Raw genomic sequence first — 18,301 nt, 5'->3', positions numbered from 1 at the left:
GCAGGCGTGCCCGCTTTTGCGGGTAAGGAGCGGATGGCGCGATACCAGCCGGTCTGGCGGCAGGGACAGGTGCTGCGCTCCGGCACGGAGCCGGACATGGCGGAATGTCGCCGTCGCTGCTTTTCTGAACAGAAGAGCGGTCCACCCCATCACCCGACCGAACGTGCAGGACCGCCCCTGTGGGCGGCAGGGCGCTGCGCCGGGGTGCGGGCGCGTCCGCTCTTTCGGGTAAAAAGAGGCCCGTATCAGCAGCCATCCGCACGGGTGCAGGGATTGCCGCGCGGCGCGGCGCACGGGCTGAAACAGGGTGGCGGCAGCCATGGATCGGGGATGCGGGGGCGCGGGTTTTGTAACCCCTGACATGTCAGGACAGGGTTTTGCCCCGCACGCACGGAACGCATTACCCATGAAGCGGCATGCGCGGATTGCGCTGGCCCGCATTCAGGCCGGAGCGGACCGTGGCCCGTGCCTCGGCTACAGGAATATGCCGCCGCGCCGCCGCGTGTAACAGCGTGTCGCGCGCCGTGGCCACATCCAGCAGACCCGCCCCGCACCATCGGCCCAGCGCGTAGGCGCGGGCGTTCAGCGTGGTATTGGCCGTGCCCGCGGGCGCGTCGCATACCGCATGCAGCGCGCGCACCAGCGCCCCCTGCGCCCGCGCGCTGTCCACACGGCGCGGCGGGGGCGGCAGGGTATCATCGGTCGGGGCCAGCAGCCGGGCAAGCCATGACGGGATTGGCGGCGGCGGCACCTGCCACGGCGGGACGCGCCATGTATAGGCCCCGCCCGTTGCGGCATGGATGGCGGGCGGGATGGTGACGGCCTGCCGCCCCCGGTGCGGGTCCAGACCGGGGGCGGGGCAGCCGGACTGCCCGCGCAGGGATTCGCCACGATGGCGGAAAAACAGCACCGCCCCGCCCGACCCGCCGGTGCGCGTCATCGGGCGTGGGGGCAGCGGACCGTGCTGGCGCACGAGGGCGGCCAGCGCCGCCACCCCATCGGCGGCATGGGTGCCCGGGCGGTCCACATCCAGCGCGAACAGCCCCGATGGTCCCGTCACCACCCGCCAGCCACAGCCGGGCCAGCGCGCGCACCATGTGGCGATGGTGTCCATATCGCATGTGGCGGCATCCACCGCGCCACGGAAGCACGCCGCGCGCGACCCCCGCCGCACGGGATAGACATGCCAGCCCAGCCGCGCGACGCGGTGCAGGTCGGGCGGGATGGGGGTGGAAGGGCGTGCGGGCATGGCCGGATAGATATGGGACATTTCCCAATATGTCAAGCGGTAATGGGATATGTCCCCTCTACCGCATGACGCCGGATTATGGGACAGTTCCCATTATGGATACACGCTCCCCCGCCGCAGCCGAGATCGAGCGCCGCATGGCGCTGCTCAACCTGAACAAGAAACGTCTGGCCGAGCGCGCCGGCCTGAACGAGACGTACGTGCATGACATCCTGCGCGGCAAGTCGCGCCACCCCGGCGGCGACCGGCTGGAAAAGGTGGCCGCCGTTCTGGGCTGCACCGCCAGCGACCTGCTGCGCGGCAGCAGCGCATCGGGGGCCAGTCCCGCAGCACAGCGCCTGAAGGCGCTGCGTGAACGCGCGGGCTATACCGTGCGCGGCCTGGCGCGCGATCTGGGCATGGGGGAGAAGTTTTCCAGCTACGCCTTCTATGAAAACAAGCTGAAGAAGGATTTCATTCCCGTTGACATGGTCCGCCGCCTTGTCCCGCTGCTGACGGACCGGGGCGACCCGCCCATCGCCCCGGCGGAGATATGGGGGCTGTGCGGCATCGTGCCGGGGGAAACCGACCTGAACGAAAGCATCCGCCGGGCGGAACGCGCCACCCTGCCGCTGCATGATGATGACGGGGCGGTTACGGTGCATGAATACGACATCTCGCCACAGGCCGGGGCGGGCGCGATCGTGGATCACACGGCCTGCGGCGATGGTGAAAGCCATCCCACGCTGGATTCATGGCGCATCCCGCGTGATTTCATCCGCAACTACCTGCCCGATACCGGCGGGCTTGCCATCATCCGCGTGGCGGGCAATTCGATGGAGCCGGAATTCATGGCGGGCGACCGCGTGCTGGTCGATACCGGCCACCGCGTGCCCTCGCCCGACGGGGTGTACGTGCTGTGGAACGGCATGGGCGTGGTGCTGAAGCAGCTTATGCTGGTGCCCAATTCCCGCCCGCCGCGCATCCGCATCATCAGCGTCAATCCCACCTACCCCGTGGATGAGGTCGACGCCGCCGATCTGGTCATCAATGGCCGCGTGGTTGGCAAGTGGGTGTGGAAATAATGCACGCCCTGCCCTGCCCGTGCCACATTCCGGGCGCAGTCAGGGCATCATTCGCCTGCGCGCATTGACCGGGGGGCCGGATACAGGCGGGATCATACGCGCGGGCGGGCATGGCGGACGGTGTGCTGTCCTGACCGTTTTTTGAAACAGCCCCCACGCCCCGCCGCGCGTTATACGCCCACCGATGCGCGATGGCCGCCGCCGCACGCCCTTACAGGAACCGACCCGCCCCATGACTGACGCCAGCCCATCCCCCCGCCGCGTGGCCGAAATCGCCAGCTACCATGCCCATGTCTATTTCGATGACGCCACGGGCCGCGCCACGGCCACCCGCCTGCGCGACCTGATCGCCGCGCGTTTTCCCGTCCGGCTGGGGCGGTGGCATGACGTGCCGGTCGGCCCGCATGTGGCCCCCATGTACCAGATCGCCTTCGCCACGCCGGTATTCGCGGCGCTTGTGCCGTGGCTCATGCTCAACCATGGCGGGCTGAACATCCTGATCCATCCCAATACGCGCAATCCCCGCCGCGACCATCTGTGCGACGGGCTGTGGATCGGCCGCCCCCGCGCCCTGCTGTCCGATCGCCTGCCCGATCATGCCGACGAAGCCGACGGGGCTGGCGAGGTCAACACGCAGCCCGACCCGGCGGCGGAAATCTGATCCCTGCCCGCGCCCGCCTTATGGGCGCGGGTGGTGTTTTGTGAAGTCGCCGGGTGTTGCCCTAATTACGGGTGGCGGCTGCATGCCGGGCGCGCCAGCCGATCAGTGCCGCGCCGAAGCCTGATGCCGCCCCCACCATCAATGCCGCGCGCGCGCCGAAGCTGTCCGCCACCCATCCCACGAAGGGCGCGCCAACGGGCGTGCCACCCAGCGCAATGCCCACGCGCAGCGCCATCACCCGCCCGCGCATGGCCGGTTCGGTCGCAAGCTGCATAAGGCTGTTGGACGTGCTGGTGAACAGCAGCGTCGCAACCCCGATCACCATCAGGGCGGCCGCAAATGTCCAGTAGGTCGGCGCGCACGCCGCCAGCGTGCAGCCGATGCCAAAAATCACCGCCCCCCACAGCAGGGACCCGAAACGGTCGCGCGTGCTGCGTGCGCTCAGGAACGCCCCGGCGAACGTCCCCGCCGCCATGATGGAGGACAGCATCCCGTACTGCCGCGCATCGGCATGAAACACCTTGACCGCCATGGTGGAGATGAAAATGGGAAAGTTCAGCCCGAACGTCCCGATCAGGAACAGCATCACCAGCACGCTGCGCAGGTCGTGACGCCCCCAGACATAGCGCAGCCCCTGCATGAACGCGCCGCGTCCGCGCGGGGTGCGCGGCTTGGCCCGCAGGTCGCCCCGGCGCAGCAGCCGCAGGGACATCAGGACGGCGATGAACGACACGCCATTGAGCATGAACGCCCATCCCGTCCCCACCCACGCGATCAGCAGCCCGCATATGGCGGGGCCGATCATCCGCGCGCCATTGAACGACATGGAATTGACCGCCACGGCGGCGGGCAGGTCCGCATCCCCCACCAGTTCACCCACGAAAGTCTGCCGCGCGGGCGAATCAAATGCCGCAGCCGAACCGAACAGGGCGGCGAAAACGCACACCTCCCACAACCGCACCACATGCATGAGCGTCAGCACGCCCAGAACCAGCGCCAGCCCGCCCATGGCCGCCTGTGTCAGCATAAGCAGCCTGCGCTGGTCATAACGGTCGGCGGCAACCCCGGTCCATGGCAGCAGGACAAGCTGCGGGCCGAACTGCAACGCCATGACCACGCCCACCGCCGATGCGCTGTGGCGTGACAGTTCGGTCAGCACCAGCCAGTCCTGCGCCGTGCGCTGCACCCATGTCCCGATATTGGACACCAGCGCGCCCGCCGCCCACAGCCGGTAATTGAAATGCCCGAAGGGCCGCCAGATGCCGCCCGGCCGCGTGGGGTTCACTGCCCCCGCTTTTCGCGGCCCATCATGCCGATGATGTCGGACGTGGTGCCGACTTCCCCCAGCCGGGGAAAGACGTGCTTCAGGCTGTAATCATGCGCTTCCTCGCGGATGTCGGTCATCACGTCGGATGCAAGGGTGACGTTGAAGCCCGCTTCATAGGCCTGTCGCGCCGTGGCCTCCACCCCCGTAGCGGTGGCGACGCCGATCACGACCACCTGCGTCACCCCCATGCCCTTCAGCCGGGATTCCAGGTCCGTGGTGGCGAACGCCCCCCATGACCGCTTGGCGCATACGATGTCGCTGGACTGCTGGTTCAGGGCCGGGATCAGATCGGCAAAGTCGTCGGGCACGCCATCGGGGTCGAAGCGCGGGCTTTCGGTGCGCCCCGGCGCGGTGCCCACCACCCGCGCCAGCACGACAGGCAGGCCGCGCGCGCGGAACGTGTTCAGCAGGTCCTGCGTGCGTTCGATGATCGGCTTGATGGGATGGACCAGCGGCAGATCGACAATCCCCTTCTGCATGTCAATGACGATCAGGGCCGTTTTGGGGTCCAGTGTGGTTATGGTCATGCGGGCCTCGGCTTGGATAAGGGGTGGCGGGGGATGGCGCGGGCCGTCACTCCCCGATTACGCGCCGCAGCAGGGCCACGGCGGCAAGCAGTTCGTCCTGCTCATGCGCGTCAAGATGTGTGGTGATGGCGGTACACAGCCAGTCCTGACGCGCGGCACGGCCCCTGGCCAGCCATTCGCGGCATGTATCGGTCAGCGCCAGCAGGGTCTGCCGCCCGTCAGCGGGGTCCGGCGTGCCCGCGATCAGGCCATGGGATTCCAGCACCGTGATGATCCGCCCCATGGATTGCGGGCGCATGGCTTCGGCCCGCGCGAGGGCGGACGCGGTGGCGGGGCCATGTTTTTCCAGCCGCAGCAGCACCGCTGTCTGCGATGGGGTCAGGTCGCCCCCGTCGGACTGCTCACGCAGGCGGCGCTTGAGCTTTCCGACCAGCAGGCGCAGGTCCTCCGCCACGCGGGCGGCGCGGGCACCGTGGGGTGTGTGCGTGTCCATGCCGTGATGATGGCACATGCAGCGCCCGCATGTGAAGGATAACTTATCAGTTTAGGTTAATATATTGATACGGGGGCACCCATGGCCCGCCCCGGCGGGCGGGCCATGGCACCGGGCCGGGCCGTCAGTCGCCTGATTCGCCTGCGGTTGGATAATCCACGTATCCCTGCGGGCCGTGGGTATAGAAGGTGGATGGATCGGGCGGGGTCAGGTCCACGCCCGCGCGCAGGCGTTCGGGCAGGTCGGGATTGGCGATGAATGCCTGACCGAAGGCTACGGCGTCGGCCCGGCCTTCCTCAACCGCCTTTTCAGCACTGGCGCCGGTGAAGCGTTCATTGGCGATATACACGCCGCCAAACTGCTTTTTAAGCTGCGGGCCAAGGCTGTCCGGTCCTTCGGCTTCACGCGCGCAGATGAACGCGATGCCGCGCCGCCCCAGTTCGGTGGCGACATGACCAAAGGTGGCGGCGGGGCTGGAATCGCCCATGTCATGCAGGTCGCAGCGCGGCGAGAGGTGCATGCCCACACGGTCCGCGCCCCATACGTCAATGGCGGCGTCGGTCACTTCCAGCATCAGCCGGGCGCGGTTTTCAATCGACCCGCCATAGCGGTCGGTGCGGTGGTTGGTGGAATCCTGCAGGAACTGGTCCAGCAGGTAGCCATTGGCCCCATGGATTTCCACGCCATCGAAACCGGCCACCTGCGCCAGTTCCGCGCCCCGGCGGAAGGCGGCGACGATGCCGGGTATTTCATCCGTTTCCAGCGCGCGGGGGGTGACGTAATCGCGCTTTGGCCGCAGCAGGCTGACATGGCCTTTCGCCGCGATGGCGCTGGGGGCCACGGGAAGCTGGCCATCAAGGAAATACGGGTCCGAAATCCGCCCCACATGCCATAGTTGCAGGAAAATGCGCCCGCCCACCTCATGCACGGCGGATGTGATCTTTTTCCACCCTTCCGCCTGTTCGGCCGTCCAGATGCCCGGCACGCCCTCATATCCGATACCCTGCGGGGTAACGGGCGTCGCTTCGGACAGGATCAGCCCCGCCAGCGCGCGCTGGGCGTAATAGGTGGCCATGAGATCGTTGGGAATATGGCCCGCACCCGCGCGCAGGCGGGTCAGCGGGGCCATGATGATCCGGTTGGGCAGCGTCAGCGCGCCCACCTTCAGGGGGGTGAACAGGGTCGGCATATCTGTCTCTCCACGGTTCTGTCGCGGCGATGATGATCCCATCGCCCGCCCGCGGCAAGCACGCCCCGTTTCCGCCCTACGCCATGCCACAGGCAGCCATGCGCCATGGCGGCATCCGCGATTGCATCCGCGTCACCGGCCCCGTATGGCGGCGGCCTGCATGGGCCGGTGGAATAACGCCCTGTTTCAGCCCGCCTTTTTCGCGGGCGGACGGACGGCGGTGACTTCTATTTCAACCAGCCAGCCGGGATTGGCCAGATGGGCCACGCCAAAGGCGGAACGGGTGGGCAGGTCCGGCTGCGCTGCCGTGCCGAAGAACTGGGTATAGCCCTTCATCATGCCATCGAAATCCAGTTTGCCCAGACTGGGGTCCTGCGCCATGTAGATGTGCATCTGCACGATGTCGCCCATGGTCAGGCCGAGGGTTTTCAGCGTGTCCTCGATGCGTTTCAGCGCGCCGCGCGTCTGGGCCTGCGTGTCGCCATAGGCTGCGATGGAATGCGGGTCGGCCTTCGCATCCACCACCGGCGCGCCCATGCCGCTAAGGTAGATGGTGGTGGCCCCTGCCGGTACCTCGATGGCGGACGCGATGGGGAACTTGCCCTCATGATGGCGCACGACGCCATCCGCGCCGTGGGCTGCGGGCAGTGCTGCGGCCATGGCGGACACAAGCGTCAGGATGCCAAGTGCTCTGGTGTGGCGGGGCATGGCGTTATTCCTCTTCCGGGGTGTGGGGCGGGCGCTGGGTCGCAACGTCCCGGGCGGTGATGGCATCCGTGTAATGGTTGCCGAAATGGGTGCGGATGTAATTGACGACTTCGGCAATCTGCTGGTCATTGAGGATACCGCCAAGCCACGGCATGCCGCCATACCCGTTCAGGACGACATAGACGGGGTAGGCGCTGCTCTGCAGTTTGGGATTGTCGGCAAAGGCGGGGAAACGCGCCCCGGCCCCCATCGCGCCCCGGCCATCGGGCATGTGGCAGCCCTGACAGACATGCTGGTAGACCGCCTCCCCTGAATTGAGGGGCTGGACGGGACCTGAAAACCCGCTGGCCGTATCGGCGTGTGCGGCGACGCCCGCCACCAGCGGCAGCATGGCGGCCATGACGCCCGCGAAAACAGTCCTGCGCATCATCATCATGCCCCCTGCGCGCGCTGGTGTAGCTGTGTGACGGCGGACAGGGCGGACAGGATCGCCCCTTCCTGCCAGCACCCGACATAGGACGCATGTTCGCCCGCCAGAACCACCCGGTTATCCATGGTGCACAATGCCTTGTAATGTGTCTTGCGGGCCTGTTCGCTCCACATGGAACAGCAGCCCATGGTCCATGGCGTGCGGCTCCAGGCAAAGCTGATCCCGTTGGAAAATTCCTTGCGGTACTGCCGGGGGTGCAGCACTTCCCCCTGCGTCAGCGCCGCTTCCAGCCGCTGCGCGGGCGTCATGCCCGCGAAATCATAGGCAGCGGGACCGAACATGTACCCCCCCAGCAGGACCGCAGGCCCGCGCGACAGGTAGCCGTGGCTGGGATAGGAAATCTGGCTGATCGGCTGATCGGTGAAGGAAATGCCGCCATAGATCTGTTCGTCCTCCTCCCAGAAGCGGCGGCGGAACTCCAGCCCCATCTTGACGGAGGACGCATAGGGCACCGCCATGATGGCCGCCTGCATCGCCGGGCTGACCTGCACATCAAGCTGCGACAGGACGGGCAGCGGAATGGTGCATACGCAGTAATCGGCCTGTGCCTCACGCACAACGCCGCCGTGGTTCATGTCGCCATAGGTAACGCTTACGCCCCTGTCATTCTGGTGAATGGCCGAAACGCGGCAGTTCAGGGTTATCAGGTCATGCACCTGCCGGGTGAACCCCCTGCCGATCATGTCCATGCCGCCCACGGGCTGGAACATGGTGGTCTGCATGTCAAGATGTTCGTGAAAGGCCATCCACGTCCACAGCCCCGAACGCATCACGTCCTTGCGCGCCAGCAGCCCGGACGGCACGGGGGCGCCGTCCGGCCCGGCGCCGGCGGCCTTTTCATACCCGCGTGTTTCCGATGTCAGGCGGCCCTTGCGATAGGCCATGGAGGCATCAAGGTTGCCCCATTCGCGCATGGCGGCGCGCAGGTATTCGTGTTCATCCGCGCCAACCACGTCATCCAGCCGGTGCTGGTCGATGGCCTTGGCCAGAAGTTCCGCCGTGAACCCGTGGAAATCGGCAGAAAACTCCCGATACCGCACCGGGCTGCCGTTGAAGGCGGATGAGGAATGGAGCCATGAATTGTGGTTCAGTTCCACAAACGGCTCAAGCTCGATGCCGAATTCCCGGCAGTAATGCAGCAGCCCCTGATGGTGGTAGGGAATGCGCCACGGGCCGGGATTGATGTAGTTGCCGGGCGCGAAGCCGACCTTCTGCGTGGCCCCGCCCAGTTCGGTAATGGTGTCGCCGCCGCGCAGGCTGATATTGCGCCCGCCGCTGCGGCCCTGAAACTCCAGCACCTGCACCTGATATCCGGCCTTGCGCAGTTCATGGGCCGCCAGCATGCCCGCAAGTCCCGCCCCCAGCACCAGTACGCGCGTGCCCCGCCGCGCCCCGGTCAGGACGGGTGGGCCGCTAAAGTCGGTTCCCTGCGCATGGCCGAGGGATGTCATGGCCTGATAAAGCGCCGCACTGCCCGCAAGCGCGCCGATACGGGTCAAAAGCTGTCGGCGTGTAGGAAGACCCCTGCGTCCGGTATCCGGCATCCATAAACTCCTGTCGGCTGGAAGACTATTTTCTCACCCCAATTCGAAACGAATAACTCACTATTTTATAATATAAAAGTACCTTTGCGCATGCAGACAGCATTCAGCCCGCCCCGACTTTGGACGCAACAGTCCACGCCCGGTCATTTCGACAGCGCGACAGGTCGGCATTCCCGCGCGGGCGACGGGTCGCGCGGGATCGTTCACGATTGGGTGCGGACGGGAAAACGGGGCGTCATGTAACGGGAAACGCATCGCAGGCGGGCTACGGCCCCCGCCCGCGGTGTGAAGGATGCCGGGGATGAAGGGGCCCGTGGGTCGGTGCCGTAGCACGGCAGGCGCCGCACGCAGATTGCTGGCAGGGATGACAGGTGGGACGCTGAAACGGCCCGTCCGCCCACGGGCCGGGCGCAGGGGCATGGGCGGACGGGGATCTGGCACGAAAGCGGGCGTTTACGGCGGTCGGCACAGGGGCATGCGGCGCTCGATTTTCCCGATGATCGCAGGGTTGAAATCGCTCTGGACCAGATGCAGTTTCCGGCGCACGAAATCCATGACCCACAGGAAACACACATCAATGCCGATGCGCGGCAGCGTGCGCAGCGCCAGCAGGAAATGCCGCGTCTGCAACGACCATAGCAGATACTGAAGCCACAGCGCCTTTTCCCGGTAATCCAGAATCATCCGCACCCGCGCATAATCCGCGCGCTGCCGCCCATGCGCGCACAGCCATTCACGCAGCAGGCGGTTGACCTCTATCTGCCCGGTCGTGGGCGTGGTCAGTTGCGACAGGGAATGCGTGCGGACCGAGTAGGCGTAAAGCGGCGTGGAAACGAACCGCATCCGCGCCCCGGAAACCAGCAGGCAGGCATAGAACAGGAAGTCTTCGCCCAGATGGACCGTTTCATCATAGCGCACGCCCGCGCGTTCGATGGTGCTGCGGCGCATCACCGCCTTTATCAGCCCGATATTGCGGGTGTCCTTGCGTCCGGGCCAGTCCATCAGCACGAAATCGGACAGCGGAATATCCGCCCCGCCCTGCATCCACGCATCGCGCATGGTCAGGCCAAGTGTGCGCCCGGTGCCGAATTCAACCAGTGTCTGCTGGTCCGCCACCAGATCGACGCCATGCTGCTCCAGCACGTCCACCATAATCGCCAGTCGCTGCGGCAGCCATACGTCGTCAGCATCCAGCACCGCGACGAACGCGCCACGCGCCATGTCCAGCCCCCGGTTCCGCGCGGCGGAAACCCCCATGCGCTCAGGCTGGTGGAGCACAGTGACGCGCGCGTCCTGATCGTGGATCGCGCCGACCACATCGACCGTATTGTCGGTCGAGGCGTCATCAACCACGATCAGTTCGAAATCGCCCAGTGTCTGCGCCAGAACCGATGCGATGGCATTGCCGATGAAGTCGCCGCCATTCCATACCGGGATGATGACGGTTACTTTTGGTGATGCAGTTGTATCCATGGATTTTCTCCTGGACAGGTTTGTTATACTGCCTGGTGAGAGATTGTATTTCCTGTAATATCTACGCACACCCGGATGCAGGGATGCCCCTGATCCCGGCCCGTGGTGATCTTTCCTGCCGTGCCGGGGTATCGAAGCCCCCAGCGGGGCTGAAGTCATGGTCATCTGCCCCCAGGGCAGCGGGCTGCGTGCCCGGGGGCATAACGTCGCGTTTATCAAACCGTTCTATGCAGGGGAATGTGGCATATTGTTACCGGGCACGACATGGCGTGAAATAATACGGTCCCTGCCCTGCACCCTGCCCATGCCGGGTTTCCGTATCGCCCGCGCGGCGGATCGGGGGGGAGGGCTTCATGAAATGAATAAAGTATTAATCGCGTCTTTTTATGGTTTTTATGAATTTTATTTATCGTTACAGAAAAACCGCCCTGCGCCCGCCCCATCTTTTGCGCGGCTGCATTCCCCCTGATCCCGCGGCGCGGGCAGGAAATAAAGCCGGAAGGTCATGACCCGGCGGGACTGCGTTATGACGTGATATTCTGTCACGCCAAAAAGAAACTCCGCTGCGGTCGCGCTGTTGTTTCAATTTAAACCATCACCATTTCAGGAAGGGCCGTATTATGGAACAGTCAGATGACATGTCCCCCGCCATCATCATGGCCATGACCGATATTGTTGCGGCGCATCTTGGCAATACCAATACATCCGTGCCTACGGCGGATGTTCCCGCCTTCATCCGCGATGTTTACGCCGCAATACGCGAAATAGCGCCACAACCCGCACCGGAACCCGCCCACCGGGTGCAGCCGCCCGCCGTGCCGGTGGACCAGTCGGTCTTTCCCGATCATATCGTCTGTCTGGAGGACGGGCGGAAGCTCAAGATGCTGCGCCGTCACCTGATGACGAATTACCATATGACCCCCGCGCAGTACCGCGCGAAATGGGGCCTGCCGGGTGATTATCCGCTGGTCGCCCCCGATTACGCGAAAAAGCGGGCTGACGTGGCGCGGGAAACCGGTCTGGGCCGCAGGATCGTCCCCCATTCCGCAACACCCGCATCCGCGCCCGAACCCCCTGCGCCGGATACGGCAGCCCCCGCTGCTACGCAGGCCGCCGCCCGGACCGAACCTGCCAAGGCCGAACCCGACGAAGCGACCCCCGCAAAGCCCGCGTCCAAACCATCCCGCCGCGCCGCCGCCCGGACGGCACCCGCCCCGGCCAGACCACGCCCGGCGCGCAAGGCCCCATCGCGCGGCAAGGCAAAATCATCCTGATCCCATGTGACGGCATACTCAGGGCGGGCTGAACTCAAGGCCCATCCTGTCCGGCTTCATCTGACAGCGGGTTACTGATCCAGTAAGCAGGCATGAAACAGATCATTCACGCCTGTAAATCCGGGACGTACGGTGATTTTACTGGAGACGGGGATTATTCACCCATACGCAGTATTCTGATTCATGCCGGACCTCTTTTATGACGGTCAAGGAAGTAAGGACAGGCCGGAATAATTCGGCCATTCAACTCCGCATGCCTGTTCCACAAGAGGCTGGTGGGCCACTTGCATATGTGCCCGGTTACAGCGTGACGGAAATGACTGGAAGATTTATCAGGCAGACCCATCTCCCGATACTGACCTGCCTGATTGTGCGGGCAGATAGGTAATTGATTAAGGGTATGGTTTCTTCCCAGGACAGATACGCACTGACTACAGGTGTTTCAGACACCTTCATAAAAAACCGCTTCGGAAGCCTGCGTGCTTCCTGATCGTGCGTTTTTCAGACAGTATTCACCAATGCCGCCCTTATGAAAAAAGGCGGCATCAGGAACGTTTTATTATCAGCAAGCGGCATGAATCCTGCGGCGCGTGGGGTCAGGCCAGCCCTTCTTCCGTCATGGCCTTGCGGGCGGCGGGACGGGCAAAAACCCGGTCGCGCAGCGCACATGCGCGGGGGTAGGCGGAAAGATCCACGTTGACATGGGGCGCCCAGCTCAGGATCACCGCCAGCAGCGCATCGGCCTGCGTAAAGCCTGCGGGCAGGAGATGGCCGTTTTCACCCGCCGTCAGGATGGCTTCGACCTGCTTCATCCGCCGGGTAATGAGCGCCAGTATCCGCTCGCGCATGACATCGGGCAGGTCGGGGGCAAACAGGGGACCGAAGGCTGAATGCACATCCTCGCAGAAGCCAAGCGCTTCCAGCAGGCGGGCATGTTCCAGCGAATGCGGCGCGGGCCTGAACGCCGGGTTTTCCGACCGGCTGCCGATATAGGGCAGCACCGCCACGTTCTGCGTAAGGACGACGCCGGGCGAAATCTCCAGCGCGGGCACGGCGCCACGCGGGTTGATCTTCAGGTAATCGCGCCCGTCGGCTGTTGTCTTGGCCTTCAGGTCCACCTGTTCCAGACTGTAGGGCAATCCCGTTTCAACAAGAATGATGTGCGAGGCAAGGGAACACGCACCCGGAGCATAATAAAGCTTCATCGTTCCGTCCTTTGGTTAAGGCGCGTGAAGGGAAGCACATGGACCTGCAAATAGGAAGTGTTCATCACGGCGAACACCCCTGCCCCACGGACAACATTCCGCCATGCCTGCGCATGCTGTCCCCGACACGGATGCGGCCGGTCGCAATCAGATCCCCTGAAGGGCAGCCTTCAGATGTTCCAGCCGGTTTGCGACGTGGCGGTAGTTCAGGGCCTTTTCGACATGGCGCAGGTGGACATCCATCAACCGCGCGGCTTCCGTCGGGTCTCCCTTTTCCAGCGCATCAATGATCTGGCCATGTTCGCAGCATGATTCGTGCGCGTCATGGGTGGATTGATACAGGGCCGCAATCAGCACCGTGCGTGTCGTCAGGTCCTGCAACAGGGAGCCGATCACGGGATTGCCAAGGGTTTCGGCAAGGCAGACATGGAAATGGCCCAGAAGATAGCTGCGCTGCGCGCGGTCGCCCGATGCAAGTGCCTGCTGTTCCGACAGGACATGCTCGCGCAATGTACGGATCTGCGCGGGCTGGATGTCATGGATGGTGACGAGCATCCCCACCTCCAGCGCGCGCCGGGCATCGATCGTGTGGCGTGCCTCCTCCACGGATGGCTCGATGACGAACCATCCCCGGCGGGGCGAGACTTCGACAATGCCACGGGCCTGCAGGCGCATCATGGCTTCCCGGACAAGCGTGCGGGAGACATTGAAAATCTGGGAAAGATCTTTTTCGCCCAGCCGCTCCCCCGGGGCGATATGACCCGACAGGGCCGCCCGGATGATGCGATCCTCGATGATGTGAGGATTTCTGTCAGCCGTTTTGTCTTGCTCTTGCATACCAGTGAGTATGCGCAAGCGGACAGGGTTTGGCAACGCAATCAATGTGCCAGCCGGTTTCCGGCCACCGCGGGCCAGCGCCACCGCGGGCATGGTGTTTCATAACGGCAACAGAACACAAAAAACGCAAAACGGCGCAGGACCGGCTTTATTTCACATAAGTATATGATGAAAAACGGTTTATATGCGCAAAACCGATACCAGCACCCCCTGATTCCTGTTTCCGTAACCGTTTCGGCTGCGCACATGCGCTCGTTTCGGTGTGCATTACATCTTGTATGCAAGATCGTATTCGTTATGGTTGTTTCCTGATAGACCATTTGGTGTTCAAGGATGCTGGCAGGAAATCCCCGGTATCTGGAAAGGTATAGAGTGTAACGAAATGCGTTTTTGCCGATCGCTGTTTTTCCAGATCGTGCTGGCGACCGTGCTTGGCGTCACGTTGGGCCTTGCGACGCCGGGTATCGCGGTGTCGCTTAAACCGCTGAGCGACCTGTTCTTGAGGCTGATCGCCATGCTTGTGGGGCCGCTTGTTTTCTGCGTGGTGGTGCAGGGCATCGCCGGGGCGGGCAACCTGCGCACGGTGGGGCGGATTGGCCTGAAGGCGCTGGTCTATTTTGAAGTCACAACCACCATCGCCCTGTGCCTTGGTGTGGCGGCGGCGGCGATATTCCAGCCGGGGGCCGGGATGAATATCGATGCTGGCGCGCTGACACAAAGCCTGCCCGGCCAGTTCGGGGACAGTGCGGCGACCCTGCGCCATGATGGTCTGGTGGGTTTCCTTTTACATCTCGTGCCCCAGAATCCCCTCAGCGCGTTTGTGCATAACGATGTGCTGCAGGTTCTTGTATTTGCGATCCTGTTCGGCTGCGGGCTGTCCATGGCCGGGGAACAGGGAAAACCGGCGGCGGCGCTGATTGATTCAGTCGCGGCTGTCCTGTTTCGCATAATGGGCATGGTCATCCGGGTGGCCCCGATCGGGGTTCTGGGGGCGATCGCCTATACCGTCGGTCATTTCGGCGCAGGCTCCCTCGGGCAGCTTGGGGTGTTTGTCGCGCTGTATTCGGCGCTGGTTGCAGTGTTCGTTCTGGTCGGGCTCGGGCTGCTGCTGCGGCTGTGTGGCATCAGCATCTTTTCCTTCATCTGGTACCTGCGCACGGAACTGACGGTTGTTCTGGCAACCACGTCATCCGATGCGGTGCTGCCACAGATCATGGAAAAGCTGGCCGCCATCGGCATACCGCGCGAAGTCGTGGGGCTTGTCATCCCGACGGGATATTCCTTCAACCTTGATGCGCTTTCCATCTATCTGGGGCTTGCGGTTCTCTTTCTGGCCCAGGCATCGGGGGTTCACCTGACCTGGACACAGATATTCCTGGTTACGGGTACCGCCCTCGTCACATCGAAAGGCGCGCATGGCGTGCCGGGGGTGGCGATTGTCATTCTTGCCGCAACGCTGGCGGTCGTGCCGGAAATCCCGCCTGTCGGGCTGGTGCTTCTGGTTGCGGTGGACTGGTTTATCGGCATTGCGCGGGCGCTGGGCAATGTCATGGGCAACTGCATCGCAACCATTGCTGTCGCGAAATGGGAAGGCCGGCTGGATGTGGCCACGGCCCAACGTGTCCTGCGTTCGGCGCGGTCGGGGCAGTAGAACAGTTAAAATATAAGTTCAGGCTGAAATCTGTATTTCTTAAATCTGTGTGGAAAACACCTAACGTTACCAGACGAGGTTCTTCATGTCGTCCCGTCCATTCTTCGTCAAACTGCATCTGGGTCTTACGGCATCGGTTTCCTGTGCCGCGATGATGCAGGTCTCCTCCCTTGCTGCGGCAACGCCCGTGGTGGCGCAGAAGCCCGCCAGGGCGCATGTCCATCAGGCATCCGGGCAGGGCATGGCGAAAGATCATGCCGCCGTACCCCATGCCGCGCCCGAAAGCATAAAGGTCAGCGCCGCGCGTGCCGTGCAGTTCCGCCGCGAACAGCATGTGCCTGATTCCGCCACCCATATTTCGGGCAAGGAACTGGTGGAGCGGAACGTGCGCGCCATGACAGACCTGATCCGCGTGGCGCCGAACCTGAGCATACAGCCATCCAACGGGTCCGCGGGCCTGAATTTCGTGCTGCGCGGGGTGGGCATGGCGGACCTGACGCAGAACAACATCCCGTCGGTCATGCCGTATGTCGATGGTGTCGCCCTGCCCGTTACGGTCATGACATCGGCCATCATGTACGACATGGACAACGTGTCGGTAAATCCGGGGCAGTCCGGCTTCACCCATGGCATGACCACCACCGGGGGCGAGATCAATTTCCATACGGCGGACCCCACGCCCCAGTTCCACGCGGGCGTTACGGAAGACATCGCCAGTTACGGCCGTAACCGCGTGGAAGGTTTCGTATCCGGCCCGATATCGCGTTCGGTTTCATACCGGATTTCGGGCATGTCCATGACGGGCGGGGGATTCCAGCATAACAGTCAGGGTGCCGGTTACGGGAATGCGGATATCGGTGCGCTGCGTGGCAAGCTGAAATGGCAGATTGACGACACCACCCGCCTGGACGTGGGTGGACACTGGAGCACCGACCAGTCCGACGCCCCCGGGGGCGCGGTCATGGTGAACAGTTATGGCGTACCCGCCAGCACCGACCTGATGCAGACGAACTGGGGCCTGAGCAAACAGTTCGCCAATGCCATCGGGGTGAACCCGGCCAACCAGAAGCCGCGTGAAAACAACCTGTCATGGGGCGTGAACATCCATTTCACCAAGGATTTCACGTGGGGAAAGCTGAGTTCAACCAGCGCGTACGAGATGCTGGACGAACATGAACTGTCGGACCAGACCAATACCGCGCTGGCTTATGGCAACATGTACCGTAATAACCAGACCAATTTCTTCTCGCAGGAAATAAAGCTGGAATCCAGTAATGCGGCGGACCGGCTGCAATGGGCGGTGGGCATGTACTATAACCGTGGCCGGACGAATGACAATTTCTGGTATGACATGTCCGACCGCTATGCATCGAGCGATAACGGCAAATACTTCTACAAAACAGCTTATGGGCAGGACGAGCAGACCTTCAACCAGTATGCCCAGCTTTCATACCGGCTGGTTCGCGGGTTGCGCCTGATTGGCGCGATCAGCCATGAATCGGATGATCGCCAGCTTATTGACCTGGTGGGCACGACCTATGAGGGCACGGGCGCGCCCAGGGTCCAGTCATTCGGGTCCAGCGGCGCGCTTGCCAACCAGTTTTCGGGTCGGGTGGGGCTGGAATACCAGATCACGCACGACATCATGACCTATGTCGATTTCCGTCGTGGTTTCAAACCGGGCGGTTTTTCGGCAAACATGACCAGCGTTGCCGCGCAGCTACGCCCCTTCAAGCCTGAACAGGTGCTGAGTTATGAAGGCGGCTTCAAGACATCCTTCATGAATGACCGCATCCGTTTCAATGCCGCCGGTTTTTACTATGACTATCGTGACCAGCAGCTTCTGGGAACGATCGTGGTGCCGCAGTACGGCACGGAAGGCACATATGTAAACGCGCCGCGTTCCTATATTTACGGTGCGGAATTCAACGCCATGGTCCGCCCGTTCCGGGGCATGACCCTGTCACAGAACTTCGGCTACCAGCATGGCGTGTACAGCCAGTACCAGGGCGTCAACAAATCCGCCACCACCGATCTGTATAATGCGACCGGGCAATGGACGGCGGTGAACACCAATTACAACGGTGCGGGCATGGGGCTGGCCAACCTGACCCTTAGTGGCGCCGCAACATATACATGGAAACTGTTGCGCAATTACCGCATGACGTTCGATGTCGATTACAGTTACCGTGGCGCGCAGACCCAGCCACAGTATATCGGCTATGGCGGATATTACCGCGCGCCCGCATATTTTCTGGTCAACAGCTTCCTGACATTCTCCGCCCCCCAGCAGCACTGGTCCGTAACCGTATATGGCCAGAACCTTGCCGACCGGCATTACTGGCTGTCCGGTGGCACGCAGTCCACATTCTATTCCGTCATTCCGGGGAACCCGCGCTTTGTGGGCGCGCGCATCAACTGCACCTACTGATTTGTAACCGGAATACATGGCCGCCCCCACCATCGGGCACCGCCATGATCGCGCGCCCCCTTCCCCGGCCCATGCGGATACGGACGAAGCCCTGCGCGCGATGACCACTTTTATCGGACTTTTTGAGAGACGTTTCGGATGACCCAGACATTTTACGGCCAGATCAACCCTCCCGCCC

General features: G+C 63.3%; 18 protein-coding genes. 7 read left to right on the top strand and 11 right to left on the bottom strand.

Annotation, left to right across the window (positions count from 1 at the left end; genetic code table 11):
• Window positions 1–6 precede the first annotated feature (6 nt).
• Window positions 7–360, top strand: coding sequence for a hypothetical protein (locus CFR79_RS15670; protein ID WP_146220126.1), 354 nt, complete (start codon window positions 7–9; stop codon window positions 358–360).
• A 40-nt stretch (window positions 361–400) separates the two neighbouring features.
• On the opposite strand, the gene CFR79_RS10050 is transcribed toward CFR79_RS15670, so the two are convergent.
• A complete protein-coding gene (locus tag CFR79_RS10050; RefSeq protein WP_258373524.1) occupies window positions 401–1,270 on the bottom strand; it encodes a bifunctional DNA primase/polymerase in 870 nt (289 codons plus the stop codon).
• A gap of 74 nt (window positions 1,271–1,344) precedes the next feature.
• Between CFR79_RS10050 and CFR79_RS10045 the strand changes: the two genes are divergently transcribed.
• Window positions 1,345–2,313 carry a S24 family peptidase gene (locus CFR79_RS10045; protein ID WP_102324233.1) on the top strand — a complete coding sequence of 323 codons (969 nt, stop codon included), beginning with the start codon at window positions 1,345–1,347 and terminating at the stop codon, window positions 2,311–2,313.
• Between the two features lie 232 nt (window positions 2,314–2,545).
• Complete coding sequence (locus CFR79_RS10040) at window positions 2,546–2,974, top strand: DOPA 4,5-dioxygenase family protein (protein WP_102323788.1); 429 nt, start codon at window positions 2,546–2,548, stop codon at window positions 2,972–2,974.
• 61 nt (window positions 2,975–3,035) lie between these two features.
• Here the strand turns inward: CFR79_RS10040 and CFR79_RS10035 are convergent, their stop codons facing one another.
• The 8 genes from CFR79_RS10035 to CFR79_RS10000 form a co-directional block, all read right to left on the bottom strand.
• Complete coding sequence (locus tag CFR79_RS10035) at window positions 3,036–4,259, bottom strand: MFS transporter (protein ID WP_220030269.1); 1,224 nt, start codon at window positions 4,257–4,259, stop codon at window positions 3,036–3,038.
• Window positions 4,256–4,828, bottom strand: coding sequence for an isochorismatase family protein (locus tag CFR79_RS10030; protein WP_110547818.1), 573 nt, complete (start codon window positions 4,826–4,828; stop codon window positions 4,256–4,258). Before CFR79_RS10030 ends, CFR79_RS10035 begins: the two co-directional genes overlap by 4 nt.
• 46 nt (window positions 4,829–4,874) lie before the next feature.
• Window positions 4,875–5,321: a MarR family winged helix-turn-helix transcriptional regulator gene (locus CFR79_RS10025; protein WP_110547855.1), complete on the bottom strand. Its 447-nt coding sequence runs from the start codon at window positions 5,319–5,321 to the stop codon at window positions 4,875–4,877.
• A 124-nt stretch (window positions 5,322–5,445) separates the two neighbouring features.
• The gene (locus CFR79_RS10020; RefSeq protein ID WP_102323790.1) at window positions 5,446–6,510 is read right to left on the bottom strand and encodes an alkene reductase; all 1,065 of its coding nucleotides are present in this window, start codon (window positions 6,508–6,510) and stop codon (window positions 5,446–5,448) included.
• A 186-nt stretch (window positions 6,511–6,696) separates the two neighbouring features.
• Window positions 6,697–7,218 (bottom strand): RidA family protein, encoded by a 522-nt coding sequence (locus CFR79_RS10015; RefSeq protein ID WP_110547817.1) that lies wholly within the window; start codon window positions 7,216–7,218, stop codon window positions 6,697–6,699.
• A gap of 4 nt (window positions 7,219–7,222) precedes the next feature.
• Window positions 7,223–7,645, bottom strand: coding sequence for a c-type cytochrome (locus CFR79_RS10010; RefSeq protein WP_174234164.1), 423 nt, complete (start codon window positions 7,643–7,645; stop codon window positions 7,223–7,225).
• Between the two features lie 5 nt (window positions 7,646–7,650).
• Window positions 7,651–9,252, bottom strand: coding sequence for a flavin monoamine oxidase family protein (locus tag CFR79_RS10005; protein ID WP_102323792.1), 1,602 nt, complete (start codon window positions 9,250–9,252; stop codon window positions 7,651–7,653).
• Window positions 9,253–9,705: 453 nt separating this feature from the next.
• Window positions 9,706–10,725 (bottom strand): glycosyltransferase family 2 protein, encoded by a 1,020-nt coding sequence (locus CFR79_RS10000; RefSeq protein WP_102323793.1) that lies wholly within the window; start codon window positions 10,723–10,725, stop codon window positions 9,706–9,708.
• 620 nt (window positions 10,726–11,345) lie between these two features.
• On the opposite strand from CFR79_RS10000, the gene CFR79_RS09995 reads away from it, so the two are divergent.
• Window positions 11,346–11,999 (top strand): MucR family transcriptional regulator, encoded by a 654-nt coding sequence (locus CFR79_RS09995; protein ID WP_110547815.1) that lies wholly within the window; start codon window positions 11,346–11,348, stop codon window positions 11,997–11,999.
• A 596-nt stretch (window positions 12,000–12,595) separates the two neighbouring features.
• Here the strand turns inward: CFR79_RS09995 and CFR79_RS09990 are convergent.
• Together CFR79_RS09990 and CFR79_RS09985 are read right to left on the bottom strand one after the other, a co-directional pair.
• A complete protein-coding gene (locus CFR79_RS09990) occupies window positions 12,596–13,204 on the bottom strand; it encodes a glutathione S-transferase family protein (protein ID WP_102323796.1) in 609 nt (202 codons plus the stop codon).
• 147 nt (window positions 13,205–13,351) lie between these two features.
• Window positions 13,352–14,041, bottom strand: coding sequence for a GntR family transcriptional regulator (locus tag CFR79_RS09985; RefSeq protein WP_102323797.1), 690 nt, complete (start codon window positions 14,039–14,041; stop codon window positions 13,352–13,354).
• A gap of 382 nt (window positions 14,042–14,423) precedes the next feature.
• Between CFR79_RS09985 and CFR79_RS09980 the strand changes: the two genes are divergently transcribed.
• The 3 genes from CFR79_RS09980 to CFR79_RS16180 all read left to right on the top strand — a co-directional run bounded on the left by CFR79_RS09980 (window position 14,424) and on the right by CFR79_RS16180 (window position 18,265).
• A complete protein-coding gene (locus tag CFR79_RS09980; RefSeq protein WP_110547814.1) occupies window positions 14,424–15,692 on the top strand; it encodes a cation:dicarboxylate symporter family transporter in 1,269 nt (422 codons plus the stop codon).
• Window positions 15,693–15,777: 85 nt separating this feature from the next.
• A complete protein-coding gene (locus CFR79_RS09975; protein ID WP_258373522.1) occupies window positions 15,778–18,123 on the top strand; it encodes a TonB-dependent receptor in 2,346 nt (781 codons plus the stop codon).
• Window positions 18,124–18,139: 16 nt separating this feature from the next.
• Window positions 18,140–18,265: a hypothetical protein gene (locus CFR79_RS16180; RefSeq protein WP_258373521.1), complete on the top strand. Its 126-nt coding sequence runs from the start codon at window positions 18,140–18,142 to the stop codon at window positions 18,263–18,265.
• Window positions 18,266–18,301 lie beyond the last annotated feature (36 nt).

It is taken from the genome of Komagataeibacter saccharivorans, assembly GCF_003207825.1.
Lineage (GTDB): Bacteria > Pseudomonadota > Alphaproteobacteria > Acetobacterales > Acetobacteraceae > Komagataeibacter > Komagataeibacter saccharivorans.
The sequence above is the reverse complement of the archived record's forward strand: the minus strand, read 5'-3'. Positions and strand labels throughout refer to the sequence as shown.